General features: G+C 57.7%; 22 protein-coding genes and 1 pseudogene. 13 read left to right on the top strand and 10 right to left on the bottom strand.

The features are described from left to right. Nucleotides 1–7: 7 nt before the first annotated feature. Nucleotides 8–2596 carry a S8 family peptidase gene (locus AKG12_RS22750; protein ID WP_052820518.1) on the top strand — a complete coding sequence of 863 codons (2589 nt, stop codon included), beginning with the start codon at nt 8–10 and terminating at the stop codon, nt 2594–2596. A gap of 278 nt (nt 2597–2874) precedes the next feature. Here AKG12_RS22750 and AKG12_RS22745 read toward each other — a convergent pair whose 3' ends face one another. Continuing rightward, entirely contained in the window at nt 2875–4029 is a 1155-nt protein-coding gene (locus tag AKG12_RS22745) for a phospholipase D-like domain-containing protein (protein WP_175414674.1), read from the bottom strand. Between the two features lie 226 nt (nt 4030–4255). Here AKG12_RS22745 and AKG12_RS22740 point away from each other — a divergent pair. Together AKG12_RS22740 and AKG12_RS22735 are read left to right on the top strand one after the other, a co-directional pair. Beyond that, a pseudogene (locus AKG12_RS22740) lies at nt 4256–4426 on the top strand (IS3 family transposase); the annotation flags it as partial. Between the two features lie 204 nt (nt 4427–4630). Beyond that, nucleotides 4631–5008, top strand: a complete 378-nt coding sequence (locus AKG12_RS22735; RefSeq protein WP_175414673.1) for a hypothetical protein — start codon at nt 4631–4633, stop codon at nt 5006–5008. A 174-nt stretch (nt 5009–5182) separates the two neighbouring features. Here AKG12_RS22735 and AKG12_RS22730 read toward each other — a convergent pair whose 3' ends face one another. From AKG12_RS22730 to phoB, 8 genes are all read right to left on the bottom strand, one after another. Continuing rightward, nucleotides 5183–6481 carry a molybdopterin molybdotransferase MoeA gene (locus AKG12_RS22730; protein ID WP_082179013.1) on the bottom strand — a complete coding sequence of 433 codons (1299 nt, stop codon included), beginning with the start codon at nt 6479–6481 and terminating at the stop codon, nt 5183–5185. A 76-nt stretch (nt 6482–6557) separates the two neighbouring features. After that, on the bottom strand, nt 6558–6941 hold the full coding sequence (locus AKG12_RS22725) for a c-type cytochrome (RefSeq protein ID WP_015647691.1): 384 nt from the start codon (nt 6939–6941) through the stop codon (nt 6558–6560). An 89-nt stretch (nt 6942–7030) separates the two neighbouring features. Next, the gene (locus AKG12_RS22720) at nt 7031–9568 is read right to left on the bottom strand and encodes an arsenate reductase (azurin) large subunit (RefSeq protein WP_052820514.1); all 2538 of its coding nucleotides are present in this window, start codon (nt 9566–9568) and stop codon (nt 7031–7033) included. A gap of 12 nt (nt 9569–9580) precedes the next feature. Then, entirely contained in the window at nt 9581–10108 is a 528-nt protein-coding gene (locus AKG12_RS22715) for an arsenate reductase (azurin) small subunit (RefSeq protein ID WP_015647693.1), read from the bottom strand. Between the two features lie 137 nt (nt 10109–10245). Beyond that, a complete protein-coding gene (gene aioR / locus AKG12_RS22710; protein WP_015647694.1) occupies nt 10246–11574 on the bottom strand; it encodes an arsenic response regulator transcription factor AioR in 1329 nt (442 codons plus the stop codon). Continuing rightward, nucleotides 11564–13030 (bottom strand): arsenic sensor histidine kinase AioS, encoded by a 1467-nt coding sequence (gene aioS / locus AKG12_RS22705; protein ID WP_015647695.1) that lies wholly within the window; start codon nt 13028–13030, stop codon nt 11564–11566. Before aioS ends, aioR begins: the two co-directional genes overlap by 11 nt. Continuing rightward, entirely contained in the window at nt 13027–13887 is an 861-nt protein-coding gene (aioX, locus tag AKG12_RS22700) for a periplasmic arsenite-binding protein AioX (RefSeq protein ID WP_052820512.1), read from the bottom strand. The genes aioS and aioX overlap by 4 nt, the downstream gene beginning before the upstream one ends. Before the next feature lie 239 nt (nt 13888–14126). Then, nucleotides 14127–14819, bottom strand: a complete 693-nt coding sequence (gene phoB / locus AKG12_RS22695; protein WP_015647697.1) for a phosphate regulon transcriptional regulator PhoB — start codon at nt 14817–14819, stop codon at nt 14127–14129. 364 nt (nt 14820–15183) lie between these two features. Between phoB and AKG12_RS22690 the strand changes: the two genes are divergently transcribed. From AKG12_RS22690 to AKG12_RS22665, 6 genes are read left to right on the top strand one after another with little or no spacing between them, the layout of a single operon-like run. Next, nucleotides 15184–16221 carry a PstS family phosphate ABC transporter substrate-binding protein gene (locus AKG12_RS22690; RefSeq protein ID WP_015647698.1) on the top strand — a complete coding sequence of 346 codons (1038 nt, stop codon included), beginning with the start codon at nt 15184–15186 and terminating at the stop codon, nt 16219–16221. Nucleotides 16222–16278: 57 nt separating this feature from the next. After that, on the top strand, nt 16279–17202 hold the full coding sequence (gene pstC / locus AKG12_RS22685; protein WP_015647699.1) for a phosphate ABC transporter permease subunit PstC: 924 nt from the start codon (nt 16279–16281) through the stop codon (nt 17200–17202). Beyond that, on the top strand, nt 17202–18149 hold the full coding sequence (gene pstA / locus AKG12_RS22680) for a phosphate ABC transporter permease PstA (RefSeq protein ID WP_015647700.1): 948 nt from the start codon (nt 17202–17204) through the stop codon (nt 18147–18149). Before pstC ends, pstA begins: the two co-directional genes overlap by 1 nt. A 17-nt stretch (nt 18150–18166) precedes the next feature. Further along, entirely contained in the window at nt 18167–19009 is an 843-nt protein-coding gene (gene pstB, locus AKG12_RS22675; protein ID WP_015647701.1) for a phosphate ABC transporter ATP-binding protein PstB, read from the top strand. A 9-nt stretch (nt 19010–19018) separates the two neighbouring features. After that, nucleotides 19019–19720 carry a phosphate signaling complex protein PhoU gene (gene phoU / locus AKG12_RS22670; protein ID WP_052820511.1) on the top strand — a complete coding sequence of 234 codons (702 nt, stop codon included), beginning with the start codon at nt 19019–19021 and terminating at the stop codon, nt 19718–19720. Nucleotides 19721–19725: 5 nt separating this feature from the next. Beyond that, nucleotides 19726–20388, top strand: coding sequence for a winged helix-turn-helix domain-containing protein (locus tag AKG12_RS22665; RefSeq protein WP_015647703.1), 663 nt, complete (start codon nt 19726–19728; stop codon nt 20386–20388). A gap of 6 nt (nt 20389–20394) precedes the next feature. Here the strand turns inward: AKG12_RS22665 and AKG12_RS22660 are convergent, their stop codons facing one another. Continuing rightward, the gene (locus AKG12_RS22660) at nt 20395–21216 is read right to left on the bottom strand and encodes a metalloregulator ArsR/SmtB family transcription factor (protein WP_015647704.1); all 822 of its coding nucleotides are present in this window, start codon (nt 21214–21216) and stop codon (nt 20395–20397) included. A gap of 156 nt (nt 21217–21372) precedes the next feature. On the opposite strand from AKG12_RS22660, the gene phnD reads away from it, so the two are divergent. The 4 genes from phnD to phnE (AKG12_RS22640) all read left to right on the top strand — a co-directional run bounded on the left by phnD (nt 21373) and on the right by phnE (AKG12_RS22640) (nt 24872). Beyond that, a complete protein-coding gene (phnD, locus tag AKG12_RS22655) occupies nt 21373–22326 on the top strand; it encodes a phosphate/phosphite/phosphonate ABC transporter substrate-binding protein (protein ID WP_052820510.1) in 954 nt (317 codons plus the stop codon). 73 nt (nt 22327–22399) lie between these two features. Beyond that, nucleotides 22400–23239, top strand: coding sequence for a phosphonate ABC transporter ATP-binding protein (phnC, locus tag AKG12_RS22650; protein ID WP_015647706.1), 840 nt, complete (start codon nt 22400–22402; stop codon nt 23237–23239). After that, on the top strand, nt 23239–24054 hold the full coding sequence (gene phnE, locus AKG12_RS22645) for a phosphonate ABC transporter, permease protein PhnE (protein ID WP_015647707.1): 816 nt from the start codon (nt 23239–23241) through the stop codon (nt 24052–24054). Before phnC ends, phnE (AKG12_RS22645) begins: the two co-directional genes overlap by 1 nt. Further along, the gene (gene phnE / locus AKG12_RS22640) at nt 24054–24872 is read left to right on the top strand and encodes a phosphonate ABC transporter, permease protein PhnE (protein ID WP_015647708.1); all 819 of its coding nucleotides are present in this window, start codon (nt 24054–24056) and stop codon (nt 24870–24872) included. Before phnE (AKG12_RS22645) ends, phnE (AKG12_RS22640) begins: the two co-directional genes overlap by 1 nt. Nucleotides 24873–24997 lie beyond the last annotated feature (125 nt).

Genomic DNA, 24997 nt, shown 5'->3' with positions numbered 1-24997 from the left:
GGGATTGATGGCGAACGGTGACGACTATTCGGCGCACGAGCTTGCGCATATCCGCTTCGAGCCGTTTCGTGTCGAGGCACAATACGAGTTTCCTAACCGCCCCCAGGATCGCAAGCCGCGTCGCGACGATTATCACGCCCATGCGCAATCCCTGGCAGCCCAACTGACGGCCGCACTTGGAGCACTGCCGGCAGCCGGGAACGACCAGCGGCTCGCGATTGCGGACCAGAAGCGCGGAACAATTGTCGAGGTGGAGACGATGGTTCCGGCGTCGCCAAAGCAGGGGGCGACGAAAACGCCGGCACTGGACTACCCCGCACAGGATATCGTGGTACTGCGATCGGAGAGACAGCAGGATCGCACCGAGCGCTCCGTCCTTTTCGTCCCCGATGACGCAAGGAACTATCTACTTGGCCGGATCAACGCCTATGGCGCGGAAAATCTCGGCAACCGCAAGCGTCCCGACGTCCCGAAGTTCGAACCAATCGAGACCGTCCGCACAGCGCAGGCGCGCAGCCTGTTTTCCGGTACGATCGACTTTGAAGCCCCCGAGAGCCGATGGTGGGAGCTGTGGGTGAGGGAGCCGGCCGAACAGAAGCCTGGAGCACGGACGAATGCCGTCATTGGGGGAGCTGGAGCAGCAGGTCTCGACGTCCACAATGAGCGTCTGTCGTTTCCCGACGCCGAGGTCGTATTCGTGCATGGTTCGGCAGGCCAAGTCCTTTCGTTCCTCGAACGAATTCCAGGCGCCATCTGGGAAGTCCGAAAGGCGCAAGGAACGATCGAGCCGTTCTTGGAAGTCGGCGGGACGGGCCTGGTCCAACAGGACTGGGTTGCCGACTTGGCAGCCCGGATCGAAGCACCGCCGGAAGGGGCCCCGTCCGTCTGCGTGCTCGATTCCGGTGTCGCCGCGGCGCATCCACTACTTGCGCCGGGCATGGCGGGCGCATGGTCGATCGACGCGGCATGGGGGACGGACGACCATCACCATCATGGCGGGCATGGGACGCCAATGGCGGGGATGATCCTGCATGGTGATCTCTTCTGGCGCATGAACGACAACCAGCAGGTAGCGCTCACGCACCATGTCGAGTCGGTCAAGTTCCTGCCGCCCAACGGCTTCCCGGCTAACCGACCGTCCGCTTATGGCATCGTCACCCAGTCCGCGATCGCAACCGCCGAAATCGAGCGGCCCAACGTGGCGCGCAGCTTTTGTGTGGCGTCCTCGACCAGTCTCTTCTCTGCCGACGCCCCCTCATCCTGGAGCGGCGCACTGGACCAGATCAGTGCCGGATCGATGCCTGGCGAGCAGGACAGCCAGATCTTGGCGAAAGACCATGAGAAACGGCTGCTGCTGGTTGCCAGCGGCAATGTCATTGGCGGCTTGCGGGCACAGGTCGAGCAGCACCATGCCATCGAGGATCCTGCCCAGAGCTGGAACGCGCTGACGATTGGCGGTTTCACCGCCAAGGCAGAGCTTGCGCAAAACCTCACCCCGCTTGCGGCGGCCAATGACAAGAGCCCCTTTAGCACTGGGTCGCAGGACATGCTGGGCGACCTGACGCCCATCAAGCCCGAGGTGCTGTTCGAGGCCGGCAACATGATGGTCGACCAGGCAGGTTATTGCGATTGGCACCCTGCGGTTTCATTGCTTGGAACCGGCTCGGATGTCGCCGGCGAGCCGCTCGTCCCGTTCTGGGCGACGAGTGCTGCGACCGCCATGGCCGGCAATTTCGTCGGCCGCCTGAAGGCAGCCTTGCCCGATCTGTGGCCCGAAACGTATCGGGCACTTGTCGTGCAGTCGGCTGAATGGCCCACACCGATTCGACGGAAGCTGATCGGGACCGGGGCGCACTGGAGGACCGGCAGCAAGGCCGACAAGCAACGCATTCTGCGCGACGTCGGCTTCGGGGTTCCGAACCTGTCCAGAGCAATCGCTTCCGCTCGCAATGATAGCACCCTCCTGGCGCAGGCAGAGATCCAGCCTTTCGCCGCCGGACAGGGCGGAACCGCTGTCTTCAACGAAATGCATTTCTATGAGTTGCCTTGGCCGCGTGCTGCACTGCAAGGCCTGGAAAATACTGTCGTGATGATGAAGGTCACTCTCTCCTACTTCATCGAGCCAAACCTGTCCGGTCGCGCCGCGACGCGGCCGGACACCTATCGCTCGTATGGCCTCCGTTTCGAGCTCAAGAAACGGCTGGAGACTGATGACGAATTCCGCCTGCGCCTTAGTAGACCGGAAGATCCGGCACCAGATAGCGAGAACGGAGACCAGCCGGCGGAGAAGGAAAAGCAGGCGCTCGAGGCAAGCCACTGGCTTCTTGGGCCAAAGGCAGTACAGGCCGGGTCGCTGCACTGCGATCTCTGGCGCGGATATGCCGTCGACCTGGCGAGCCACGACCATATAGCGGTCTTTCCCGTCAGTGGCTGGTGGAAATCGCATACGGGGCAGAAACGGATGACCGACAAAGGCCGTTATTCCCTCGCGATTTCGATCACTGCCGAAGGCCAGGACGTCGATCTCTATGCGGAGATCTCCGCAGAGGTTTCAGCGCGGGTCGCGGCAGCAATCGAGGTCGATGCCGCTAACTGAGGATCCGGTCGGAGGGTCTCCAGTTAGGCTGCCTGCCATGAACCGCGGCTCCACGTTCGTGTTGTCACGGACGATCATGCCGCCCTGGGCGGCGAGCGACAGGGCGGACAGAAGGCGGGTCGGGCGTCGGCCCGAATGGGACCGCTCAACCTCTTGTGGACCCTGAGCCACCCGCTGTCGCCAAGTGCAAGCCGCAGGCGCTGCGTGCCATCGGCCTATCTGTCAGTTCAACGCATCGCTCGCTGCAAATCGTCTTTACTTTGCGTGAAGGCAAGGGATCAGCCTTGCGCCGGATCGCCAAACATCTCCGTGAGAAATGCAACTTCTTCCGCGAATGCTTCCGTCGTATCCACGGATGCCGTCATTGGAGGGATGCCACTTGAGCGTTGATAGTGCCCTTCCATCAGGCGGATCGCCTCAGGTGGGATAGGTCTGTCCGTCACAATTGGTGTCGATTCATCGCGAAGCCGATTTCCTCTTCCAAAGCGCCCGTAGAAATGGATCGCCTCTTCCATCCTCAATAGATCGACTTCGAAAACAACGACATCCTGATCGAACGCTTCCTCGTCATACTCTTCCTTATGAAAGAGAAGAGCACCCTCGACGGCATGCTCAGCGAGCCGGGCCAGATAAATTTCACCGCCGTTGCGTTTCAATTCGCGAGCATCGATTCCTCGACGCACAACGGAGTTGGCTCGATGCCCCACAACCGCGAAATATAGTCGCTGGCCTCTGTCGACTTCCACCTGGCCTTCATATCGCGGGACCTGCGGCGGCTGTTCCTGTGGTTCCGGGTCCGGCGGATAGCGAATAAGGTCCCGCACCATGGCGTCGGCCTCATCTTGGTTGCCGATTATTTCATAGCCATACTCGATACCAGCTTGGGCATCGAGGAACTCGTCTATGTGATTCTTGGCGCGCTTACCAAAAATCGCGACACCTGTGTCATGTCGATAGTTACGGTACTGGCGATCTCGTGTCGCAGAAAGCCAATTGAGAGAACCCTCAATGAATATGCGGTCATCCACACAAATCGATTTGTTGTGAACGCGTGACATCCGGTAAACTTGAATGCCGATGCCTTCCATCTCTCGAATAGATTCTACAAAACCGCGCTTGTAGATATCAAAGATATCGTCGTTCCGTTCCCCGAGAGGCCGCACGTTTTTCTCATCGTTGTCGTCGGTGTAAACAAAGATCTGGAGTTCGGCATTTCTATTCTTGGCGGCCCGGAGCTGCTGAATGATCGGTCTGCTGGCATGTTGAGTGATCCATGGCGAACAGATGATAAGCATCTTGCGCGCTTTCGAGATGCAATAGGTCAGCAGCTCATCAAGCCGATCTTTGTCCCGATAGAAATGGGATGAGCATTTGCATTTACAGGTGAAAATCTCATTCCCGCACTCTTGGCATTCCAGTAGATTTTGGTTCAATCGCATCTGCTAATACTTTGTATTTTGGTTCAATCGGAGATTGAGCGTAGATTCCGACATGTTTCAAAGAGGTTACCAGTTGCGGGAACCACGCTTTAGAAATTGGTACGGATGAAGCGTGTTTGCTCCGGCTGAGTATTTCCGCATGAGTTCTCCGGCGGACAAAGGCAACGCATCGCGATCCCGCGCGCTAATGCTCGACCCCGTCAAAAAAGGGGGGACTACCATCCATCGGCGAGGACCATGGCGCAACTTCGAAGCCGTGGAGTTCGCCACGCTGGAATGGGTCGACTGGTTCAACCACCGCCGCCTTCTGGAGCCCATTGGGAATATCCCGCCAGCCGAGGCCGAAGAACGATACTACGCCATGCTGGAAGAGCCAGCCATGGCCGCATAACTTAACAAACGGTCTCCGGCAAAACCGGCGCGGTTCACCTTCCTCTTCCTTCAAAGGCAAACTAGATTTACGCGGCAACCAGAATCATAAGGGCTTTCACCAGTGACGCGACAACTGATCGGCATAAGACCTGACCATGAATTTGAGAGTGTGATCGAGAGAATGCGACCCCTTGTTGGCGAAGGAACCCAAAGGCGGGTCTACTTGGTCGATGGACTTGATGACGTCGTCATCAAAGAGAGCAAGGGTCCCTTCCATCACAGCAACTTCGTCGAATGGACAGTCTGGCACGCGCTCGAAAGGATGAGGGAAGAGATTTCGGAAAACGAAGCCAACCCGGACTTGATCGACCTATTTGCACCTTGCATTGCGATCAGCCACTCTGCCAAGTTTCTATTGATGAAGCGCTTTGACGGACCGATCCAAGCGAACGAAATCCCAGCGAAGGGCATTCCGTTCTGGTTCAACGATAAGAAGCCCAGTGCTTTCGGAAAAACGAAGGACGGTGCAATCAAAATCATCGACTACGGAGCGGTCAATTTCTACAATGCGCTCAACCCAAGGAACCGGACATTTCTATAGCGATATCAGATATGTAGCTCCATAATAGAACCTACACCGTACGGACGATGCGCCCACGTGAATTGACTGAAATTTCAATTACTTAGAAAACCTGGTTGAGCAGGTCGACGGTTCAACTCCGCTCAAGGCGGCGAATCTCACGCTTCGAGTGGCGCGATGAGATTTTTTAAGAGATTACCCGATGGAAAATGGCTCGAAACGCAAGGGCATGCCCCGCTCTAGGGTTACGAGCTCCGGTGGCAGGATTGCCAGACCGGCGGCTTGGGCCATGGGCGACAGGCTTCCCGACGATCCGCGGCCCAGCATTGCCAGCACGGGAGTGCCAGAAGCGTCGCGACTCTGAAGTCGAACGGGGACGAATTCCGTTCGGCCCTCCTTCTTGCGCAACCCAAAGTCGGAGATCGCCGGCATCCAGACGGGATCCAAATGCTCGATCCCGGCCACAGCCCTGATCGCCGGCAGCGCAATCTTGTCGAGTGTCACGGCGGAGGCCATGGGATTCCCAGGCAAGCCGATAAAGAGCGCCGACCCTAGCGTGCCGAAGGAAACCGGCTTGCCCGGTCGCATGGCGACATCAAGCACGCCGAGCGACCCGCCGCAGCGTGTGAGCGCGTCCCGCACATGATCCTCGCCACCCCTGGACATCCCGCCAGACGTCACGACGATATCGTGCTCCGTAGCAGCGCTGTGAATGATATTGGTGGTCGCCTCAATCGTGTCCGGCGTCGCCCCGAGATCGCGGACTTCGAGCCAGGGATGCGACAGCATGGAGGCGAAAAGGTAGCGATTGGAATTATAGATCTGGCCAGCCGCCAAGTGCTCACCCGGCTCTTTCAGTTCAGAGCCTGTCGTAATGAACCCGAGTCGGATCTTTCGAACGATGGAAATCCGAGACAAGCCTGCGGCCGCGAGCAGCGCAATCCGGTGTGCTGTCAGAACCGTCCCGGCCTTGAACAGCAAAGAGTTTTGGTCGACATCTTCGCCCGCCCTGCGGATGTTCTCGCCTGGGCGGGGACGGTAGGCGGTGGTGAACTGGCGATCATGCCGCGAACATTTTTCACGGATGATCACGGCGTCGAAACCGGCCGGGATCATCGCGCCGGTGAAGATTTCCACGGCCTCAGCATTTTCGAAACTGCTGCTGCTGGCCTGATCTCCGGCTGCCACTCTGTCTGCGACCAGAAAGGTCCAGGGACCACTGCCGGAAAAACCCGCCGTGCGAACCGCAAACCCGTCCATCGCCGAATGATCGAAGCGCGGCAAGGCACAGGGCGAGCGGATGTCGGCGGCCACCACGCGGCCGCCTGCAGAAAACAGATCGAGGTCTTCGGTAGCGGTCACGGGCCGGCACAGGCCGATGGCGCGGGCCACCGCATCGGCAACCGACAACATGGGGCGAGCAGCTAAGGCTCGCCCGCAGTCGAGAGCAGCGCGGTCGAACAACGCGGCACGGTCCGCTGGCATGTAATTCATCAAGGCCTCCCAACCACGATTAAAGGGACAGGTGTGGAGATCGCGACCTCCTCTGTGAGGTCGCGACACCAGCGCTTCACGGGGTGCTGATTGTTTTCAGGTAAGCGATGACGTCGGCCACATCCTCGGGCTTCTTCAGGCCGGCGAAGGCCATCTTGGTTCCCTTGATATAGGCCTTGGGATTGGCGAGATACTCGGTCAAGTGGGCTTCGTCCCAGGTCCAGCCCTCTTCGGCCTTTGCCTTGAAGGCGGGCGAGTAGTTGAAGCCCTCGACGCCTGCGACCTTCCGGCCGATGATGGCATTCAGTTCAGGACCGACCTTGTTGGCCGCACCCTCGCCGACGGCATGGCAGGCGGTGCATTTCTTGAAAACGACCGCGCCTTTTTCCGCGTCGCCCTCGGCCATGGCGGGGGATGTTGCAATCAGGCACAGTGAGACTATCGAAAACAGTTTCCGCATTTGTATTGTCCATATGTTTGAAGGAGTGGGCGGCGCTACTGGCCGCCCACGTCTGGAGGGAAGAGTGGCAGGGGCCACTCGCTGTGTCCTCAAGCCGACCGGTATTCTTTCGACTTGAAGGTCAGATGAGCCACGTTTTTAGGCGCATCCGAAATCTTGCGGATATTGCCCCAGGTCTGCTTGTAGTTTGGGATGATCAACTCGTTCGTGCCGGCGCTGGTCACATTGCCCTGCACGCCAGTCGGGAAACCGAACAACATGAAGGTTTCGCCGCGGCGTGCGGTCGGTGTCGGATAGGCCATGGCCTGGGTCGCGCCGGCATCATTGTAAATCTCGACGAGGTCCCCCTCCTTGAGCCCCGCTTCCACCATGTCCTCCGGGTTCATTTCGATGAACGGATAGGGGAACCGGTCCATGACGAAGTCGTTTTCCTGGTCAAGATAAGCGGATTGCCAGACCACATTGGCGCGCCCGTTGTTGATCAGATATTTGTGGTTGTCCTTCTGCTGTTGCTTGCCCGGTGCCTGCAGTCCGCGCCACGGTGCGTCCATGAAGCGCGCCTTGCCATCGTCGGTCGAGAACACGCCGTCGGTATAGAGCCGCTGGGTGCCGGCGATCTTGCCGTCGGCAAAACCCGTCGCCGGCTCCTGGAATCCGTTGGTGCCCATGGCGCTCAGGCGCTCATAGGTGACGAATTCACCGCCATGAGCGTGTCTGTTGTAACCGTCCATGAAGGCGTCTTCCTCGGTCTGCCAGTCGAAGCCCTTGAACTTGCCGGCATAGGCAGCGTCGCCCATCTCGGTCAGCACCCGTTCCATGGTATTGGCTAGCCGGGCGGCGATCAGGCAGTCCGGCATGGATTGGCCGGGCGGGTCCATGTAGCGCTCGGTCAACCGCATCCGGCGTTCGCCGTTCATCGAAGTGAGGTTCATCTCGCCCGACGTGGCCGCAGGCAGGATGACGTGACAGGCCTCGCCGATCTTTGTCGGGATGATGTCTATATTGACGGCGAACAGACCACCCTGGTTGATCGCAGCGACGATGGCGTTCACCATGGCCTCGCGGTCGCCATAGGGAGCGACGCTCATCGCATCCTTCACCATGTCGGTGCGCTTCTTGTAGACGCGCTTGAACTCGTGGGCGTTGAGGGTGGTCTTGTAGTGGTCGCAGCCCCAAATGTGGTGCACGCCCCCTTGGCCGCCGATCAGCAACTGGTCGACATAGGCCGCCGGCCGGCCGACATGGGCGTCGGACGGGCGCACATAACCTTCCTGGTGACCGCCGAGGCGAACGACGCCACCGCCAGGACGACCGATATTGCCGGTGGCGAGGGCCAGATTCACCAGCGCGCCGTTGGTGCGGTAATTGTCGTTGCCCCAGATCAGGCCCTTCTCGTAGCCGAACATGACGCGTCGACGCTTGCCGCCTTCCTTCGGCATGGCAATCCATTCGGCGGCTTTGATGATCTGGGATTGGTCTAGCCCCGTTATTTTCGCGGCTTCCTCGATGGATACGCGGCACCCTTCGACGGCATCCTCGAAATTGGACAAATGTCCAGGCTTGCTGTCCGATCCGCCACGCGCGGGATAGAGCGGCGGCCGTGCTACACCTTCCCGCAAGGTCGATTTGTCGATGAATTCGCGGTCAACCCAGCCCTTATCAGCGATGTATGTAAACAGCGCATTGAATAGAGCTAGGTCGCTGCCGGAATTGATCGCGAGATGCAGGACGTTGTCCTTGCCAGCCGTTTCCTCGCTCGCATTGACGGTCACCGTGCGGCGCGGATCGACAATGATAATCCGGCCCGCTTCATGCGGCTCGTCTGGCATGATCTGCTTTTTCTTCTCGAGACTTTCGCCGCGCAGGTTCGGGATCCAGTGATTGAGGAAATAGTTTGTCTGGGTCTCCAGCGCATTGGTGCCGACCGCGACGATCGTGTCGGCCAGTTCGGCATCCTCATAGCAGTTGTTCAACTCGCCGACGCACATGTCGCGGGTACCGTGGACTTCCGAATTATAGGCCGGGCGGTTGTGGATACGGATGTTCTTGACCTTCATGGCCTCGAAATAGAGCTTGCCCGTGCCCCAGGTGTTTTCGTAGCCGCCTCCGGCGCCGCCATGGTCGAAGGCCGAAACGATCAGAGCGTCCTCACCCTTCTCCTTGATGATCTTCGCCGTCACGCGGGCGACAAGATCAAGCGCATCGTCCCAGCTCGTCGGCTGCATCTGTCCATAGCGCCAGACGAGGGGATCCGTCAGGCGCTGTTGCTGGGTGTTGCGGGCTTCGGAAAAGCTCGTTTCGGCCATCCTGGCTCCGCGAACTGAACCGAGACCGGTGTTCACCACGCATTCGTGGTCCGGCTTGATGACGACATGAACGTCGCGGCCATCCTGTTTGACGACATTGTACATGGATGGCGAATACCAGGCGTCAGTTTCCGCCTGTTGCTGCTCGGACAGATCGACGCCGAACACGTTTTTCTGCGGGTCCGTGCCGCCCTGTTTGTTGATTGGCCAGGTGTAGGCGTGATAGCCGCAGCCGACGATGCAGAAGTGGCAGGTGACGTTGTGCTTCTTTGCGTCCGCGGGAATGATCGGCAGACGGTCGATGTGACGTTTGAAGGCCATGATCTTCTTCCCTTATAGAACGTTGGACAGGCGGCCGTAGATGAGCTCATCGACGCCTTCGGCGAAGATGTCACCGTTATCTGCGACGCGGAGCACGTATTGAGGCAGGTTCTGCGTGGACTGTCCCCAGACCTGCTGGCCTCCCTTTTCAGCATCGAACACCGAGAAGTGGCCGGGACAGTTGAACGTCTTGTTGTCGGCGGTATAGCTCAGCGGAAAACCCTTGTGGGGGCAGATGGTAGAAAAGCCGACGATGTCGCCATCGGGACCGACGCCGCCTTCCACGCGCGTCCCGAGTTTGAGAAGAACGCCCGAGGCATCTTCATCGGGATAGGCGACGTCGAGAGGTTCGTTGAGGGTGAGTTCCGAGATGTTGGCGAGACGATTGGCGGGATAGTCCACGCCGGCCGCAGCGGTAGCGGCTCTTGCCTGTGGCGCGCCGACGCCCGTGACGACGACACTAGCGCCCGCGGCGGCCAATGCCCCTCCGCGTAGGAACTGGCGTCGACCGATATCGACCATGTTTCGACAGCGTGACATGCGATCCTCCTCCATTGAATGTCGAAGGTCGAATTGCAATAGCTGTGCCAACAGGTAGAGGGCTGATTTATCGCGCCTTTTTCGCGAATCTTCCGTGTGTGGGTTCGGATTTCCGAACGGCCAGTAACCACCGTTGTTCAGTTGGCCGAACGTTCACTAGCTTCTATTCCGAAACGCGTCATTTTCTCCCAAAGGGTCGTACGAGAAATGCCGAGATGTCCTGCGGCCTGAGAAATCTGTCCGCCGGTTGCGCTTAGCGCCCGCAGGATCTGTCGGCGCTCCGCGGCGTCCCGCGCATCGGAGAGTGTTCCGATCCGCGGCGTATCAGATACTTTGGCGACGTCGGGGAATAGATCCGCCGGCATCACGAGCAGATTTTCCGACAGAGCAGCGGCGCGTTCCAGCCGATTGCGGAGCTCGCGGGCATTCCCGGGCCAACAGTGTTCAAGCATTGCGTCCTCGGCAAGCGTACTGATGCCCCGAACGCGAGTCTCCCTGATCTGCATGATCTCCTCGAGAAAGCGCTGAGCGAGCCACAGGATGTCTTCCTGTCGTTCACGCAGCGGTGCAAGCATGACTGGAAGGGCGGAAAGACGAAAGAACAAGTCCTTTCGAAAGGAACTGGCGTCGCTGCCAATCTCCTGATGGGTGGCACAGACAATGCGTGCCTTGAACGGGATGGATGTTTCGCTGCCGACCCGATGAAACCAACCATCCTCGATGAGACGAAGAAGTTTCGCCTGCAGAACAGGCGGCATATCACCGATCTCGTCGAGAAAGAGAATACCTTCGCCGGCACGTTCCGCGTAGCCGCGATGAAGTTGGTGAGCACCCGTAAATGCTCCTTTCTCGTGGCCGAAAAGCTCGCTTTCCAGCAGTTCGGCTGGAATGGCTGCGCAGTTTACGGCGATGAAAGGGGCGAGCGCACGCTTTGATAACTGATGCAGAAACCTGGCGCTGACTTCCTTGCCAGTGCCGGTCTCTCCCTGAATGAGAACGGGGAGGGGATGAGAGGCATAACGCCGCAACATCTGTTCGGCGTCGCGCATGGCGCGGGAGATGCCGAGGGAGCTATTGAGCTCATCCTGCCGCTTGCTCCTTAAGCTTGATGAGACGCGATCGAGGAAAGCCGTCATGTCGAACGGTTTGGTGATGAAGTCGACCGCACCACTGCGCATCAGACGCACCGCCTGGTCTATATCGGCGTAGCCAGACATGAATAAAAAGGGTGTTGCGGTATCGCGGCTGGCCTGGCGGAAAACCTCTTCACCATTCATGTCTGGAAGGCGGATATCGCAAACGACGAGGTCGAACGGTTCTGATCCGCTGGCGAGCTCGCGCATGGCCTGCTCTCCCTTCGTCCACCATTTCACCTTGTGGCCCTCAAGCGAAAGTCGCTGGATGAGCGACTCTCCCATGATGGGATCGTCCTCGAGTATGGCGATGCGCCCTGTTTCACGCTGCATGGCTAGTTTCCTCCCCAGGAATCAATATCGGCAAGTGCAATTCAATGACGGTCAGGCCGGCTTCGGTCCTTGACAAACGGATATGTCCACCGGCCTCATCCACCAGCTTCCGGACCATCCACAGGCCAAGCCCTCCAGCTGACTGAGCGGCCGGCCATGGATCTGGCGATGTAAGGACATTAGTTGCGGCCTTCGGCAGGCCCGGCCCCGTATCGGCAACCGAGAGGATTAACGTCGAGCCGTCTTCCTCGAGGCATGTCTCCACAAAAATCGTGCCGTCATCGCCCGCAGCGGCGCTTGCGTTTAGCACGAGGTTCAAAAGTGCTTGCCGCACAGTAGAGCCGGGCAGGGCAGATATGGTGAGATTGGATGGGCTGCTCACCCAGTGCATCGTTTGTCTGCGGCTTATAATGACGGGGCCGGCCAGTAGGCGCACATCTTCCAGATCCTGTAGGACGAGAGGCTTTCCGGAGCGGTCCGGCCGGTATGTTGCCAGTGCTGCCTGTACAACATCGCGAATACCGCCGAGACCACGTTCCAGAAGGGACACACTGGTGCTCCGTACGCCTTCGTTTGCCCCATGTCGCTTCAACGTGTCGATGGAGTTGAACAGTCCTCCGAGCGGATTATTGATCTCGTGGGCCATGCTGGATGCGAGCCGTCCTAAACTGGCAAGCTTCTCTTCCTCGGCCAATCGACGCGTGAGTGCGCTGCGCTGCTGCTCGGCTTGTACCAAAGCGTTGAAGCCATGAAACAGATCAGCGAGTTCACCCGCGCGATACGGAAATTCTTCAGCGGGAATGGTGTAGGGCTGTCCGGCCGCACCAGAGCGCATGTGTTGTGCCAATGTCGCCACCGGCCTGACCATACGTCTGGTCAAGACGTATCCAACTGCGGCAAACACGAATGCCAAGACAGCATTCGTCGCAAGAAGCGTCTGGAGAACCTGGCGCCTTTCCGCGACAAGATGGGTGATGTCGAAAGAGGCGTGTACGGTCCCGATCGACTTTCCCTGATAAAGGAGCTGCCTGATCCCGAACCCGGTGTTCGACTGCCATTCGATGCGGATTTCATCGTCTTTGCCTCGGTCAGCGAAGGCCGGGGGAAGTTCGGAAAGTACCGGGATAGCGTGCGGATCGCTGGAAGCCAGTACCATGCCATCACGTCCAGTCACAACCGTCTCGATCGGAGACACGGCCGCAAACATCGTACGGGTGCGGTCGAGCAGGTCATAGGTTTCCCATACATCCTGCCGCAAAACAGCCGGGATAAGAGCGGTGGACAAGCCATCGAAATAGGTTCCCACGACGCCGTTCAGATGCTGTTCCTGCATGTCATGAAGGCGAGCCAATACGCGTTCGGAGATGATGAGGCTGACGACGATCATCAGGGATGCCACCATTACCGGGACCCGAACCGTCAAGGGAATGCCGCGAACGCGCTCGATGAGGCTCACCCCAGCCTCCGAACCCGTTCCATGTTGACCGCGATACTTTCGTAGCTTTCGGGTGGAACCTGAGTGAACCCGTCAAGCTGGAGGCGCTCAAGCACCGTTCGGCCCAGCTCGTCGCTGTGCATTTGCAGGAGCGCGTTTCTTATTCTGGCAACCGGCTGGCTTTCGCGCTGTCGTGCGGCGGCTGCGATGGGCGGGAAGCCGTGCCAGTCAGACTTCACCAGTACCCTCGTTTTCGAGAGCAGTTCCGGTTCGGTCTGTTTCATGACTTCCCAGACGTACCCATCAACGCTCCCGGAATCGGCAAGGCCGGAAGCCACTGCCCGGATCACATTGCGGTGGCCGTAGGTAAAAAATGACTTGCGAAAGAAGCCTTCCTCGGAGACGCCGCGTTCGGCCAGATAGGTTTTCGTGACGAGGTAGCCGGAATTGGAATCGGGGTCGGAGAACGCATGGATATCCCCCCGACAGTCATCAAAGGCCTGGATGTCACGATGTTGACCGACGATGAGGTAGGATTGGTAAAGCGGCTTATCACGCCACAATGGCGTGGCAACCAGCTCCAGCTCGTCCCGGAACTTCATGAACGGGTAGCCGCAAATCCAGGCGGCCTCAAGATTCCCCGAGACCAGGAGGGCAGTGACTTCCTGGTAGGTACGCTGTGTGACAAGTTGTACTTCTTGACCAATAGCGCGGACTAGGTAGGCCTGTAGTTCGTCCAGCACTTCCAGGTCATTCGATAGAAAGACGGGTGTCAACCCAAACCGAATCACGCCAGGTCGCGGCGGCACGGACAGCAACTCGCTTCCCGCAGGCGATCCGGCGAAGCATATCGCGGACAAAGCTCCGCCTATCGCCATCCGGCGCGATATACGACACTTGTCGGCGTGCCGACCGCGCGTGTGGTCTCGATTTGACACCGACGACCTCCCTCAGCTCTCCTCCAGAGCCTAAATCAATTGTACTGTCTTCAGACAGATTGTCCAACCGCTCCTCCGGGATTGAGGTGCTGGTTGCATGGATCTCAGGATTTCGCCCGCTACCACCTTTTTGCAACTATCCGGGACGGGTGAAGACACAGACCGGGAGCGGTGAAATTTTACTTCAAACCTGTATCCATTGAATAACCGGCGCCTCTAACGGTCCGGATCAGGTCTGGCTTGTTGGCAAAGTTAAGGGCTTTTCTGAGCCGGCCGACATGAACGTCGACCGTTCTTTCGTCTACATAGAGATCGTGACCCCAAACGCCGTCAAGGAGCTGTGCTCGGGAGAAGACGCGCCCCGGCGACGCCATGAGAAAATCGAGGAGACGGAACTCGGTCGGACCGAGCCTGACTTCACGGCGCTCGCGATGGACACGATGGCTTTCCCGGTCAAGCTCGATGTCAGCATAGCGCAAAATGGACGAGATCAATGCTGGTTTGGAACGCCTCAGCAGAGCTCTCACCCTGGCCATAAGTTCCGGAGTCGAGAATGGCTTCACCAGATAGTCATCCGCACCTGTCGCCAATCCCCGCACACGCTCTGTCTCCTCCCCCCGTGCCGTCAGCATAATGACGGGGAGCCGCTCCGTGTTTGGTCTGGCGCGTAGACGGCGGCAAAGTTCGATTCCGGATACACCGGGAAGCATCCAATCCAGAATTAGCAGATCCGGCACGCTTTCCTGCAGAACTATGTCAGCCTCTTCGCCGTGGCCGATTGTCTCGACAAGGTATCCTTCGGCCTCGAGGTTGTAGCGGAGCAGAACACTCAGCGCTTCCTCGTCTTCGACGATCATGACCTTTGGGGACATCAGCTTCGCTCCTTAGTTTCGCGGCTGTCAGGCGATTTATTACAGTGACACTTCAGTTTTGTGACAAACGCGAAATATCTAGAAATCTGGAAATATGATTGTCATCGTGAGGATTTTGGGATATCCTGCAAACCTCTCGCCATCGTGGGTGCATCGTGAGCGACGCATCTCTACGGTTAAATTCCGGATAATATTTTCGTCAAATCATGTATTAAGCAAGTAAAAAACTTCCAACTCAAATATCAATCTATCTAGATATACCATACTATACTTGGTTGACATAAAACTGTCATCCAACAATACTATGACCGCCCTGCGTTCGCGGATGTCGCGTTCAGCTTTTCTGAATTCACAGAGGGTCGTCATGACACACAACACGAAAACCTTTCGCCCGGCGCGCGCCGCCTTCGCCTCTTCCGCAGCTTCGATCGTTACTCTCGGCCTCCTCGTTGCCCCTTCTTTTGCGCAGCAGGCACCGACAGTGCTGATCGACGGCTCGAGCACCGTATTCCCCATTTCCGAAGCCATGGCTGAAGAGTTCCAGAAGGCTCAAGCCGGCAAAACCCTGGTGACCGTCGGTTCTTCTGGCACGGGCGGTGGCTTCAAGAAGTTCTGCCGCGGCGAAACCGACATCACCGGCGCTTCCCGACCGATCAAGTCCGACGAGATCGAACTGTGCAAGCAGAACGGCGTTGAATTCATCGAGCTGCCTGTCGCAATCGATGCTCTCGCAACGATCGTAAACCCGGCGAACGACTGGGCGACGTGCATGACCGTCGAGGAACTGAAGAAGATTTGGGAGCCTGAAGCACAGGGGAAGGTCACGAACTGGAACCAGGTCCGCGGCGAATTCCCTGACGCCAAGCTCGGCCTCTTTGGTGCCGGCACGGATTCCGGAACCTACGACTACTACACGTTCGCCATTAACGGCAAAGAGCATGCCAGCCGCGGCGACTATACCGCGACCGAGGACGACAACATCACGATCCAGGGCGTCGGCGGCGACAAGAATGCGATCGGCTTCCTGGGTCTCGCCTATCTGACCGAGAATGCTGGCAAGGTGAAGGCTGTCGAAATCAAGCAGGCCGATGGATCGTGCGTGGCGCCGTCCATCGAGACAGCCACCGACGGAACTTACCAGCCGCTCACCCGTCCGCTTTTCTATTACGCTTCCAAGAAGTCAGCCGAAGAAAAGGAACATGTGCGTGCCTTCGCGGAGTTCCTTTTCGATGCCAAGAACCAGGAAGAACTCGTCAGCGAGGTCGGCTATGTCGCCCTGCCTGCCGAAGCCGCTGGCCTTGCTCTGAAGAAGTTCGAAAAGCGTGTCACCGGGAGCCACTTCGAAGGCGGTTCCAAGGTCGGCGTGACGGTCACCGACCTGGTCGCCGACGCAGCCAACTAACATCCCAACCCTCCCGGCAGTCGCGAGTACTCGCGGCTGCCGTCAGTGGAGCTCAAGATGCCAACAACGCTCGACGCCTATATTCCAAGCGACGCTTTTCTGAAACGGCGACGTATCATCGACCTGTCGATGCGCGTGTTGCTTTTCTTGTCCGCCGCTCTCTCGGTGCTTGTCACCGCTGCCATCGTTTACGTGCTTGTAAGCGAGTCGTGGAATTTCTTCACCGAGGTTTCCCTTTGGACGTTCCTGACCGATACCGAGTGGACGCCGGTCTTTGCGCAGCCTCGCTACGGCATTCTGCCACTTCTTACAGCAACCCTCTGGGCCGCCGGGATCGCGATTTTGATCGCAATCCCCTTGGGAACAAGCCTCGCCGTCTACCTCAGTGAGTATGCGCGCCCGGCCGTCCGCGAAACCGTCAAACCGGTGCTCGAATTGCTCGGCGGCGTGCCGACCGTCGTCTTTGGTTATTTCGCTCTCCTGTTTATCACTCCACTGCTTCAGACGTTCATTCCCGGCCTGACCGGCTTCAACCTTCTGGCTCCCGGTATCGTGCTCGGCATCATGATCATGCCCTACATCGTCTCCATCAGCGAAGACGCGATGCGTGCCGTGCCGGCCTCATTGAGGGAAGGCGCTTACGCTCTTGGCATGACGAGGCTGCAGACGTCGTTCAGGGTCATCATTCCGGGTGCGTTCTCGGGCATCACCGCAGCGTATCTTCTCGGAATGTCACGGGCCGTAGGCGAGACCATGGTGCTTGCAATTGCCGCAGGACAGAACCCTAATCTCACCGCAGATCCTCGCGAAGGCGCTGCAACGATTACGTCCTATATCGTACAGATGAGCCTCGGTGATCTGCCCCATGGCTCGCTGGCATATCAAACGATTTTCGCTGCAGGCCTCGCACTTTTCGTGCTGACCCTTGTTTTCAACATCATCGGCTTCTTTCTTCGCCGCCGCTTCCGGGAGGCTTACTGATGGCTATCACAGCAGACAGCCCAATCGTGGCTCTCGACATCGATTCCCAGACCTCGCTCGTCAATCGAGCACGACGCAACGACTTCATATTCGCCGGCTTGGGTCTCACCATCTTGTTCGTGGTTATGGCTTTCTTGGTCGCGTTGATAGCCGACCTTTTCTACGACGGACTGGGCCGGATCGATTACGCCTTCCTGACCGAGTTTCCGTCACGGCGACCCGCAGATGCCGGCATCCTTTCGGCCTGGGTCGGAACCTGCCTGGTTATGTTCGTCACGGCTTTGCTGGCCATTCCGCTTGGTGTCGGTGCGGGTCTTTACCTCGAAGAGTATGCGAGAAAGAACTGGATGACCGACGTCATTGAAATCAACGTCACCAATCTCGCTGGTGTACCGTCGATTATCTATGGTTTGCTCGCGCTCGGCTTCTTTGTCTATCTCGCCGATCTTGGCCGGACGGTTCTGGTCGCGGGCATGGTGCTTGCGCTGCTGATCCTGCCGATCGTCATCGTTGCGACGAGAGAGGCTATAAGGGCGATACCGCAGACAATCCGCGAAGGCGCCTTCGGTCTCGGTGCGGACAAATGGCAGACCATGTGGCATTACATTCTTCCGGCTGCGCGGCCTGGTATCCTTACCGGTGCGATCGTCGGCTTGTCCCGAGCCATCGGGGAAACCGCCCCGATCATCACGATCGGCGCTCTGACCTTCATCGCATTCCTTCCTCCTGCGCCTGTGGATGCGAGCTTTCCCTTTATCAACTTTGATTGGCTGAATGCGCCGTTCACCGTGATGCCCATCCAGATGTTCAACTGGATATCACGGCCGCAGGCAGCGTTTCACATCAATGCCGCCGCGACTGGTGTTGTCCTGATGTTCATGACGTTGGGCATGAATGCCGTCGCCATCTGGATACGCTTCAGGCTTCGACGCAATCTTGGCCTCTAACTGAGATCGGACCAAAAATGAACGACACTTCGACCGTCAGTAAACCTGCCAGAGTGGGCCAGCAAACAGGTTCAGCGCGCAACATTCTGATCCATCCCGAACGCCTGCGCGCTGAAGTGAGGGATCTCGATTTCTGGTACGGAGAATTCCACGCGCTCAAGAAGGTCAACCTTCCCGTTGCGGAAAAGCAGGTTACTGCTTTGATCGGCCCGTCAGGCTGCGGCAAGAGCACGCTCTTGCGATCGTTCAACCGTATGCACGATCTTTACCCTGGCAACCGGTACGAGGGCGCGATTGAACTGCTGCCGGAAAAGAAAAATTTAGTGGCTCAGGGCATGGATCCGATCCTGATCCGCTTGAGCATCGGGATGGTGTTTCAGAAGCCAAACCCGTTTCCGAAATCGATTTATGAAAACGTTGCAGCCGGCCTGAAAATCCGTGGCATCACCAAGAAGAGCCTTCTTGATGAGCGAGTTGAGCAGGCTCTTCAGGGCGCGGCACTCTGGAATGAGGTGAAGGACCGCCTCCATCAGTCAGCCTATGGCCTTTCGGGAGGGCAGCAACAGCGTTTGTGCATCGCCCGTACGCTGGCCCCCAATCCCGAAATCATTCTTTTCGATGAACCCACATCGGCTCTGGACCCGATCGCCACCGCGAAAATCGAGGAGCTCATCGCGGAGTTGCGAGACCAGTACACGATCGTCATCGTCACGCACAACATGCAGCAGGCAGCGCGGATATCGACATACACCGCCTACATGCACCTGGGCGAGATGACCGAGTACAACGCAACGAACGAGTTCTTCACGAATCCGCAGAACGAAAAAACGCAGCACTACATCACCGGTCGCTTCGGTTAAGGGGGAAACATGACGATGGATCACACTATTCGAGCTTTCGACGAGGAACTGCAGGACCTGACCGGACAAGTATCCGATATGGGGCGAATCGCTGCAGCGCTCCTCGACAAGTCCGTCAATGCTCTCATCGGCAACGACAAGACACTGGCAGATGAGGTCGTAAGGGCCGACCTTCAACTCGATGCCATGCAGAGAACCGCCGAAACGGCGGCTGTGCAGATCATTGCTCGCAGACAGCCCGTCGCGAACGACCTGCGACGGATCGTCGGGGCGATGCGCATGGTTTCAAACCTGGAGCGTGTGGGCGATCTCGCCAAGAACATCGCCAAGCGCGCTGCAATCATGGATGCTTCACTTAACAGGGGTGTTGTCTCTGCAGGGTTCAGCACATTGGCCGAAGCCGCCAAAACGCAGCTGGCTGGCGCGCTCGATGCTTTCCAGAACAACGACGCGAAGGCGGCATCTCAAGTCCGACTCCAGGACGAGCACATCGATGTACTCTATAACGGCCTCTTTCGAGAACTCCTGACATACATGATGGAAGACCAGCGCTCGATCACATTGTGCGCTCACCTCCTTTTTTGCGCCAAGAACCTGGAGCGGGTCGGAGATCATGCTACCAATCTTGCTGAGACCGTCGAGTACATCGTGACGGGCGATGATGTTTCGACTGATCGCCCTCGCGCCGAAACTGTCGTTGCGATGGAGTAGACTTCATGCCGAGCGTCGTTATCGTACAGGAAGATATTGGCGTTGGCTCGATCCTGGAAGCAAGCTTCCGCGAGGAAGGTTATATCGCCGGGGTATGTGGACTGGCCGAGCAGTGCGAACGTATGGTAGCAGAAAGGCAACCAGATCTGGTTGTTGTCGATTCAGTGAGCCGTGCGACCAATCTCCGTCAGTCGTTTATGAAAATGCGAGCCCATGTGCGCAGAAGGCAGTTGGCGATCATCGTCTTGGGCGGAGAGGCGCTGCCCAAGCCCCTTTTTGATGCCGGAGCTGACGATTACTTGCCGCGCCCCTTTTCCGTTCAGGAACTTCTCGCTCGCAGCAATGCGCTCCTTGAGCGTTCATGCTCGAAGACGACCAGGATATTGAACCATCGCGAGATATCCCTGAACGTCGAAACGCACAGGGTTTCGCGGAAGGGACGGGAGATCCACCTTGGTCCGACGGAATATCGTCTCCTGCAGACGATGCTGACAGAACCGTCGCGACTGTTTGCGCGTCGCGAGATTCTTGAGATGGTGTGGAACGACACCAGCCGGGATGAACGCATCGTTGATGTCAGCATCAAGCGATTGCGGAAGTCCTTGAACATCGGAAGCAAGGAAGACGCAATTCGTACTGTGCGCGGCTGCGGTTACGGCCTGCAGTAATAGCGATCAGGGTAGACTGTTTCCGATTGCCCTCAACTGCGTTTGAAGGGACATCCTGTCGATCGACTCGATCGGAAGCGCGGTGAAGACGGAGAGCCTGTTGGCGATAGCGTCTGCCGCCCGTCGAAAGGCGGCGAGCCTTTGCAGTTCACTTCCCTCAACAAGCGTGGGATCGTCGATAGCCCAGTGCGCTGTAAAAGGCTGACCGGGCCAGGAGGGGCATTGCTCCCCCGTCAGTGTATCGCAAACGGTGAAGACGAAATCCATAGCGACACGGTTGAGACCTTTGAACTCGTCCCAGCTCTTGGGCCTGAGGTTCTCGATTGGACAGTCCATCTTCTGAAGTGTTGCGAGTGTCATCGGATGCACCTCGCTTGCGGGAAGATTTCCTGCAGAGAACGCCGCAAACCGCATCGGCGCCATCTTGCGCAGAATGGCCTCCGCCATGATCGATCTGGCAGAATTTGCGCGGCATAGGAAAAGCACATTGAAAATGCGTGGTACCTGTTGGTCTGGCTTGGTTCTGGTCGACGAGGTTTTGCCAGCCATGGGGGTAAAGTCCGTCGCCAAAAACTCGACCAGCCTCCAGACAAGTTCGGTGTTCGGCCGATAAATTATCGTGGTGCCAACGCGTTGGGTCTGGACCAGTCCAGCACGCTTCAACACGTTAAGATGAGACGACATCGTATTTTGAGGCACATCGAGCAGTCTTCCTATGTCGCCTGAGGGCAATCCCTCCGGCGAATGATCCAGGAGAAGACGCAGTGCATCAAGTCGGGTGGTTTGCGCGATTGCAGCAAATGCCTCTACGATAGCCGATTTTTCCATAAGTCTGGATATATAGATTTTCGTTTAGTTGAGCAAGTTGCGTTCCCTTGGCGGGCGACAATAAATCCGTATTTCTGGAAATGTGCAGTTCTGTCATATTCCTGTAGCGCAAGTGCCGAATAAGCGGGTGTCTGTTTTGGATCGATGGAGAACCTGATGAAAAAGCTCGTGGCCGCACTGGCGATAACCGTAGCATTTGCAATGCCTGCTCAGGCAGAATTCAAACTCGACGCCCGCTACACGGATGCGGACGGTGACATGGTCGCCGACATTCCGACGGATGCCAGCCAGCTCGCAGACCCTGATACGCTGGTGTTCGCCTATACACCGGTCGAAGATCCGGCTGTTTACGCCGATGTCTGGAAAGGCTTTCTCGATCACCTCGCGGAAAAGACCGGCAAGAAGGTTCAGTTTTTCCCGGTGCAGGAAAACGCCGCTCAGATCGAAGCCATGCGGGCCGGTCGGCTGCACGTGTCCGGCTTTAATACCGGTTCCAATCCGATCGCTGTCGCCTGTGCCGGCTTCCGGCCGTTTGCAATGATGGCCTCCAAGGACGGCGCCTTCGGCTACGAGATGGAAATCATTACTTATCCAGGTTCCGGGGTCGAGAAGATCGAGGATCTCAAGGGCAAGAAGCTCGCCTTCACCGCCGAGACATCCAACTCCGGTTTCAAGGCTCCATCGGCATTGCTGAAGTCCGAGTACAAGCTCGAGGCGGGCAAGGATTTTGAGCCGGTTTTCTCGGGCAAACATGACAATTCGGTCCTCGGCGTTGCCAACAAGGACTACCCGGCTGCGGCTGTCGCCAATTCCGTCATGAAGCGCATGATCGCCCGTGATGTCGTCAAGGCGGACCAGATTGTCACAATCTTCAAGTCGCAGACGTTCCCGACCACAGGTTATGGCGTGGCCCACAATCTGACCCCGGAACTGCAGGAAAAGATCAAAGGTGCCTTCTTCTCCTACAACTGGGAAGGCTCGGCGCTCCTGAAGGAATTCCAGACATCGGAGCCGCCGCAGGAAAGTTTCATCCCGATCTCCTTCAAGGAAAACTGGTCTGTCGTTCGCCAGATCGATGAAGCCAACGGCGTCACCTACGCGTGCAAATAAGCACGTTTGACCAATAAGCGCCGGGTCGTACGCGACCCGGCGCTTACTCATGTTTTAAAGGCGGGGAACGAGAATGCTCAGGATCACGGGGCTCACCAAAACCTACAAAACCGGCGACAAGGCGCTGAACGGGATCACATTGGAAATCCCTGCCGGCCAGGTGGTAGGTTTGATCGGTCCTTCGGGAGCCGGCAAATCCAGTCTCATCCGTTGCGTAAATCGACTGACCGAACCCACGTCAGGCAAGATCTTTCTAGGCGAGCGAGACGTGACCGCGTTGTCTCGGTCCGATCTCAGGGTCGCGCGCCGCCGTATCGGCATGATCTTCCAGGAATATGCTCTGGTCGAGCGGTTGACCGTAATGGAAAACGTGCTCTCCGGTCGGCTCGGCTACGTGCCTTTCTGGCGCAGTTTTTTACGCCGCTACCCCGCAGGCTACGTGCAGAACGCATTCGCACTTCTGGAGCGCGTTGGTTTGACGGCCCATGCCGACAAACGCGCCGATGCTCTCTCAGGCGGTCAGCGACAGCGCGTCGGTATCGCACGCGCGCTGGAGCAAGACCCTGAACTGCTTCTGGTTGATGAGCCGACCGCTTCGCTCGACCCTAAAACCTCACGGCAAATCATGAGGCTGATCGTCGAGATCTGCAAAGAACGAAACCTGCCGGCGGTCATCAATATCCATGACGTCCTGTTGGCGCAGGCTTTCGTTCAACGGATTATCGGCCTGCGTGCTGGCGAGGTAGTCTTCGACGGCACGCCTGACCAACTCGACACAGCTGCACTCACCCGCATCTATGGCGAAGAGGACTGGGTTGCCATGCAGAAGCAAGCCCAGGATGATGCCGAAGAAGAGCTCCTTGCAGTTATTGAACGAGAACGGGCGGAAGAGCGCTTGGCAGGAGCCTTGTGATGGCCCATGTACTCTCGACGAGCTATCCTTCGGTGTGGCGGCGGCCACCACTGTTCATCAGGTCGGCGGTTTTGCGCTGGCTGATCTATGGGGGCGCGCTGATTTATATCATCGTTGCCGTTGCGACCATCGATGTAAACTGGGCGCGTGCCTACGAAGGGCTCGATCGCGGCTGGCGTTTCCTTCAAGGCTTTCTGGTCCCAAACTTTACCACGCGCTGGCGTGATATCGCACAGGGACTTGAAGAGAGCCTGACGATGACGTTGACTTCGACTATCGTCGGTATCCTCGTTTCCATCCCGATTGGCATCGGAGGGGCGCGCAATCTTGCGCCAGCGCCCGTCTACTACGTGTGCCGCTCAATCATTGCCATTTCGCGTGCCTTCCAGGAGATCATCATTGCGATCCTGCTCGTTGCAATGTTCGGTTTCGGCCCGTTCGCGGGTTTCCTGACGCTCACCTTCGCAACGATTGGCTTTATCGCCAAGCTCCTCGCTGACGCTATCGAAGAAATCGATGAAAAGCAGGCAGAGGCCATCCGTGCCACCGGCGCGTCTTGGCTGCAACTCGTCAACTATGCGGTCCAACCACAGGTAATGCCGCGACTGATAGGGCTTTCGCTCTACCGGTTTGACATCAATTTCCGTGAATCGGCCGTCATCGGCATCGTCGGGGCAGGAGGTATCGGTGCAACGCTCAACACGTCGATTGACCGATACGAGTACGATAGCGCCGGTGCTGTGCTGATCCTCATTATCGTCATCGTCATGCTCGCCGAATACGGTTCGAGCTTAATTCGCAAGCGGGTTCAATAATGCCAGTTTCACATTCCCTTGATGGCAGCAAGACATGGCGCAAGCTCACGCCGAGCCGCGAGCTCATTCAGTGGATCGGTTGGCTGCTACTCGTCGCCTTCTTCATGTTCTGCTGGCAGATCATGACAAAAGATACGATCTGGGCGTTTATTTACGATGCGCCCCGGCAAGGCGGCGACATTCTTAGCCGCGCCTTTCCACCTCGCCTGTTTTATGTAAGCGAGCTCATCACTCCGCTTTGGGACACGCTCAACATGGCGACGCTTGGGACGCTTTTTGGCACTGTGCTGGCGGTGCCTATTGCTTTCCTTGCCGCTCGCAACACCACGCCCAGCCTGCTTGTCCTTCGGCCGATCGCACTTTTCCTGATCGTTGCATCACGGTCCATCAACTCGCTGATCTGGGCATTGCTTCTCGTCTCGATCCTGGGACCTGGACTGCTTGCCGGCATCATTGCGATCGCCCTTCGGTCAATTGGCTTCGTCGGAAAGCTCCTTTACGAAACGATTGAGGAGATCGACCAGAAGCAGGTTGAAGCTATCTCATCCACCGGGGCAAGTCGCATACAGGTTATCGACTACGCGATTGTGCCGCAGGTCCTGCCTTCGTTTCTGGGAATTACCGTGTTCCGCTGGGACATCAACATCAGGGAATCGGCGATCCTCGGCCTCGTCGGTGCAGGCGGGCTCGGCCTCAAGCTTCAGTCCTCTTTGAACATGTTGGCCTGGCCCCAGGTAACGACGATCTTCATCGTCATTCTGGCCACGGTTATCCTGGCCGAGTGGGTCTCGGCAGCTGTACGCAAGGCGCTCGTGTGAGCCTGTTTAACGTCAAGGCTTTCGGGTCCCGGGCAAGGCCGTCTGCAGTGTTGCAGTCTAAGTTCGTGCGTTCTTATTCAAAGTCGAGGGCAGGCGCTGCTGAACAAACGTGTTGACTTCGTCCA

It is taken from the genome of Agrobacterium sp. SUL3, assembly GCF_001263295.1.
GTDB lineage: Bacteria > Pseudomonadota > Alphaproteobacteria > Rhizobiales > Rhizobiaceae > Agrobacterium > Agrobacterium tomkonis.
The sequence above is the reverse complement of the archived record's forward strand: the minus strand, read 5'-3'. Positions and strand labels throughout refer to the sequence as shown.

What these genes read in the sequence shown, in the direction of transcription:
- AKG12_RS22750 (WP_052820518.1), top strand. Translation starts at nt 8, where the DNA reads ATGGCGAACGGTGACGACTATTCGGCGCACGAGCTTGCGCATATCCGC.
- AKG12_RS22730 (WP_082179013.1), bottom strand. Translation starts at nt 6,481, where the DNA reads ATGAATTACATGCCAGCGGACCGTGCCGCGTTGTTCGACCGCGCTGCT.
- AKG12_RS22725 (WP_015647691.1), bottom strand. Translation starts at nt 6,941, where the DNA reads ATGCGGAAACTGTTTTCGATAGTCTCACTGTGCCTGATTGCAACATCC.
- AKG12_RS22720 (WP_052820514.1), bottom strand. Translation starts at nt 9,568, where the DNA reads ATGGCCTTCAAACGTCACATCGACCGTCTGCCGATCATTCCCGCGGAC.
- AKG12_RS22715 (WP_015647693.1), bottom strand. Translation starts at nt 10,108, where the DNA reads ATGTCACGCTGTCGAAACATGGTCGATATCGGTCGACGCCAGTTCCTA.
- aioR (WP_015647694.1), bottom strand. Translation starts at nt 11,574, where the DNA reads ATGCAGCGTGAAACAGGGCGCATCGCCATACTCGAGGACGATCCCATC.
- aioX (WP_052820512.1), bottom strand. Translation starts at nt 13,887, where the DNA reads ATGGCGATAGGCGGAGCTTTGTCCGCGATATGCTTCGCCGGATCGCCT.
- phoB (WP_015647697.1), bottom strand. Translation starts at nt 14,819, where the DNA reads ATGTCCCCAAAGGTCATGATCGTCGAAGACGAGGAAGCGCTGAGTGTT.
- AKG12_RS22690 (WP_015647698.1), top strand. Translation starts at nt 15,184, where the DNA reads ATGACACACAACACGAAAACCTTTCGCCCGGCGCGCGCCGCCTTCGCC.
- pstC (WP_015647699.1), top strand. Translation starts at nt 16,279, where the DNA reads ATGCCAACAACGCTCGACGCCTATATTCCAAGCGACGCTTTTCTGAAA.
- pstA (WP_015647700.1), top strand. Translation starts at nt 17,202, where the DNA reads ATGGCTATCACAGCAGACAGCCCAATCGTGGCTCTCGACATCGATTCC.
- pstB (WP_015647701.1), top strand. Translation starts at nt 18,167, where the DNA reads ATGAACGACACTTCGACCGTCAGTAAACCTGCCAGAGTGGGCCAGCAA.
- phoU (WP_052820511.1), top strand. Translation starts at nt 19,019, where the DNA reads ATGACGATGGATCACACTATTCGAGCTTTCGACGAGGAACTGCAGGAC.
- AKG12_RS22665 (WP_015647703.1), top strand. Translation starts at nt 19,726, where the DNA reads ATGCCGAGCGTCGTTATCGTACAGGAAGATATTGGCGTTGGCTCGATC.
- AKG12_RS22660 (WP_015647704.1), bottom strand. Translation starts at nt 21,216, where the DNA reads ATGGAAAAATCGGCTATCGTAGAGGCATTTGCTGCAATCGCGCAAACC.
- phnD (WP_052820510.1), top strand. Translation starts at nt 21,373, where the DNA reads ATGAAAAAGCTCGTGGCCGCACTGGCGATAACCGTAGCATTTGCAATG.
- phnC (WP_015647706.1), top strand. Translation starts at nt 22,400, where the DNA reads ATGCTCAGGATCACGGGGCTCACCAAAACCTACAAAACCGGCGACAAG.
- phnE (WP_015647707.1), top strand. Translation starts at nt 23,239, where the DNA reads ATGGCCCATGTACTCTCGACGAGCTATCCTTCGGTGTGGCGGCGGCCA.
- phnE (WP_015647708.1), top strand. Translation starts at nt 24,054, where the DNA reads ATGCCAGTTTCACATTCCCTTGATGGCAGCAAGACATGGCGCAAGCTC.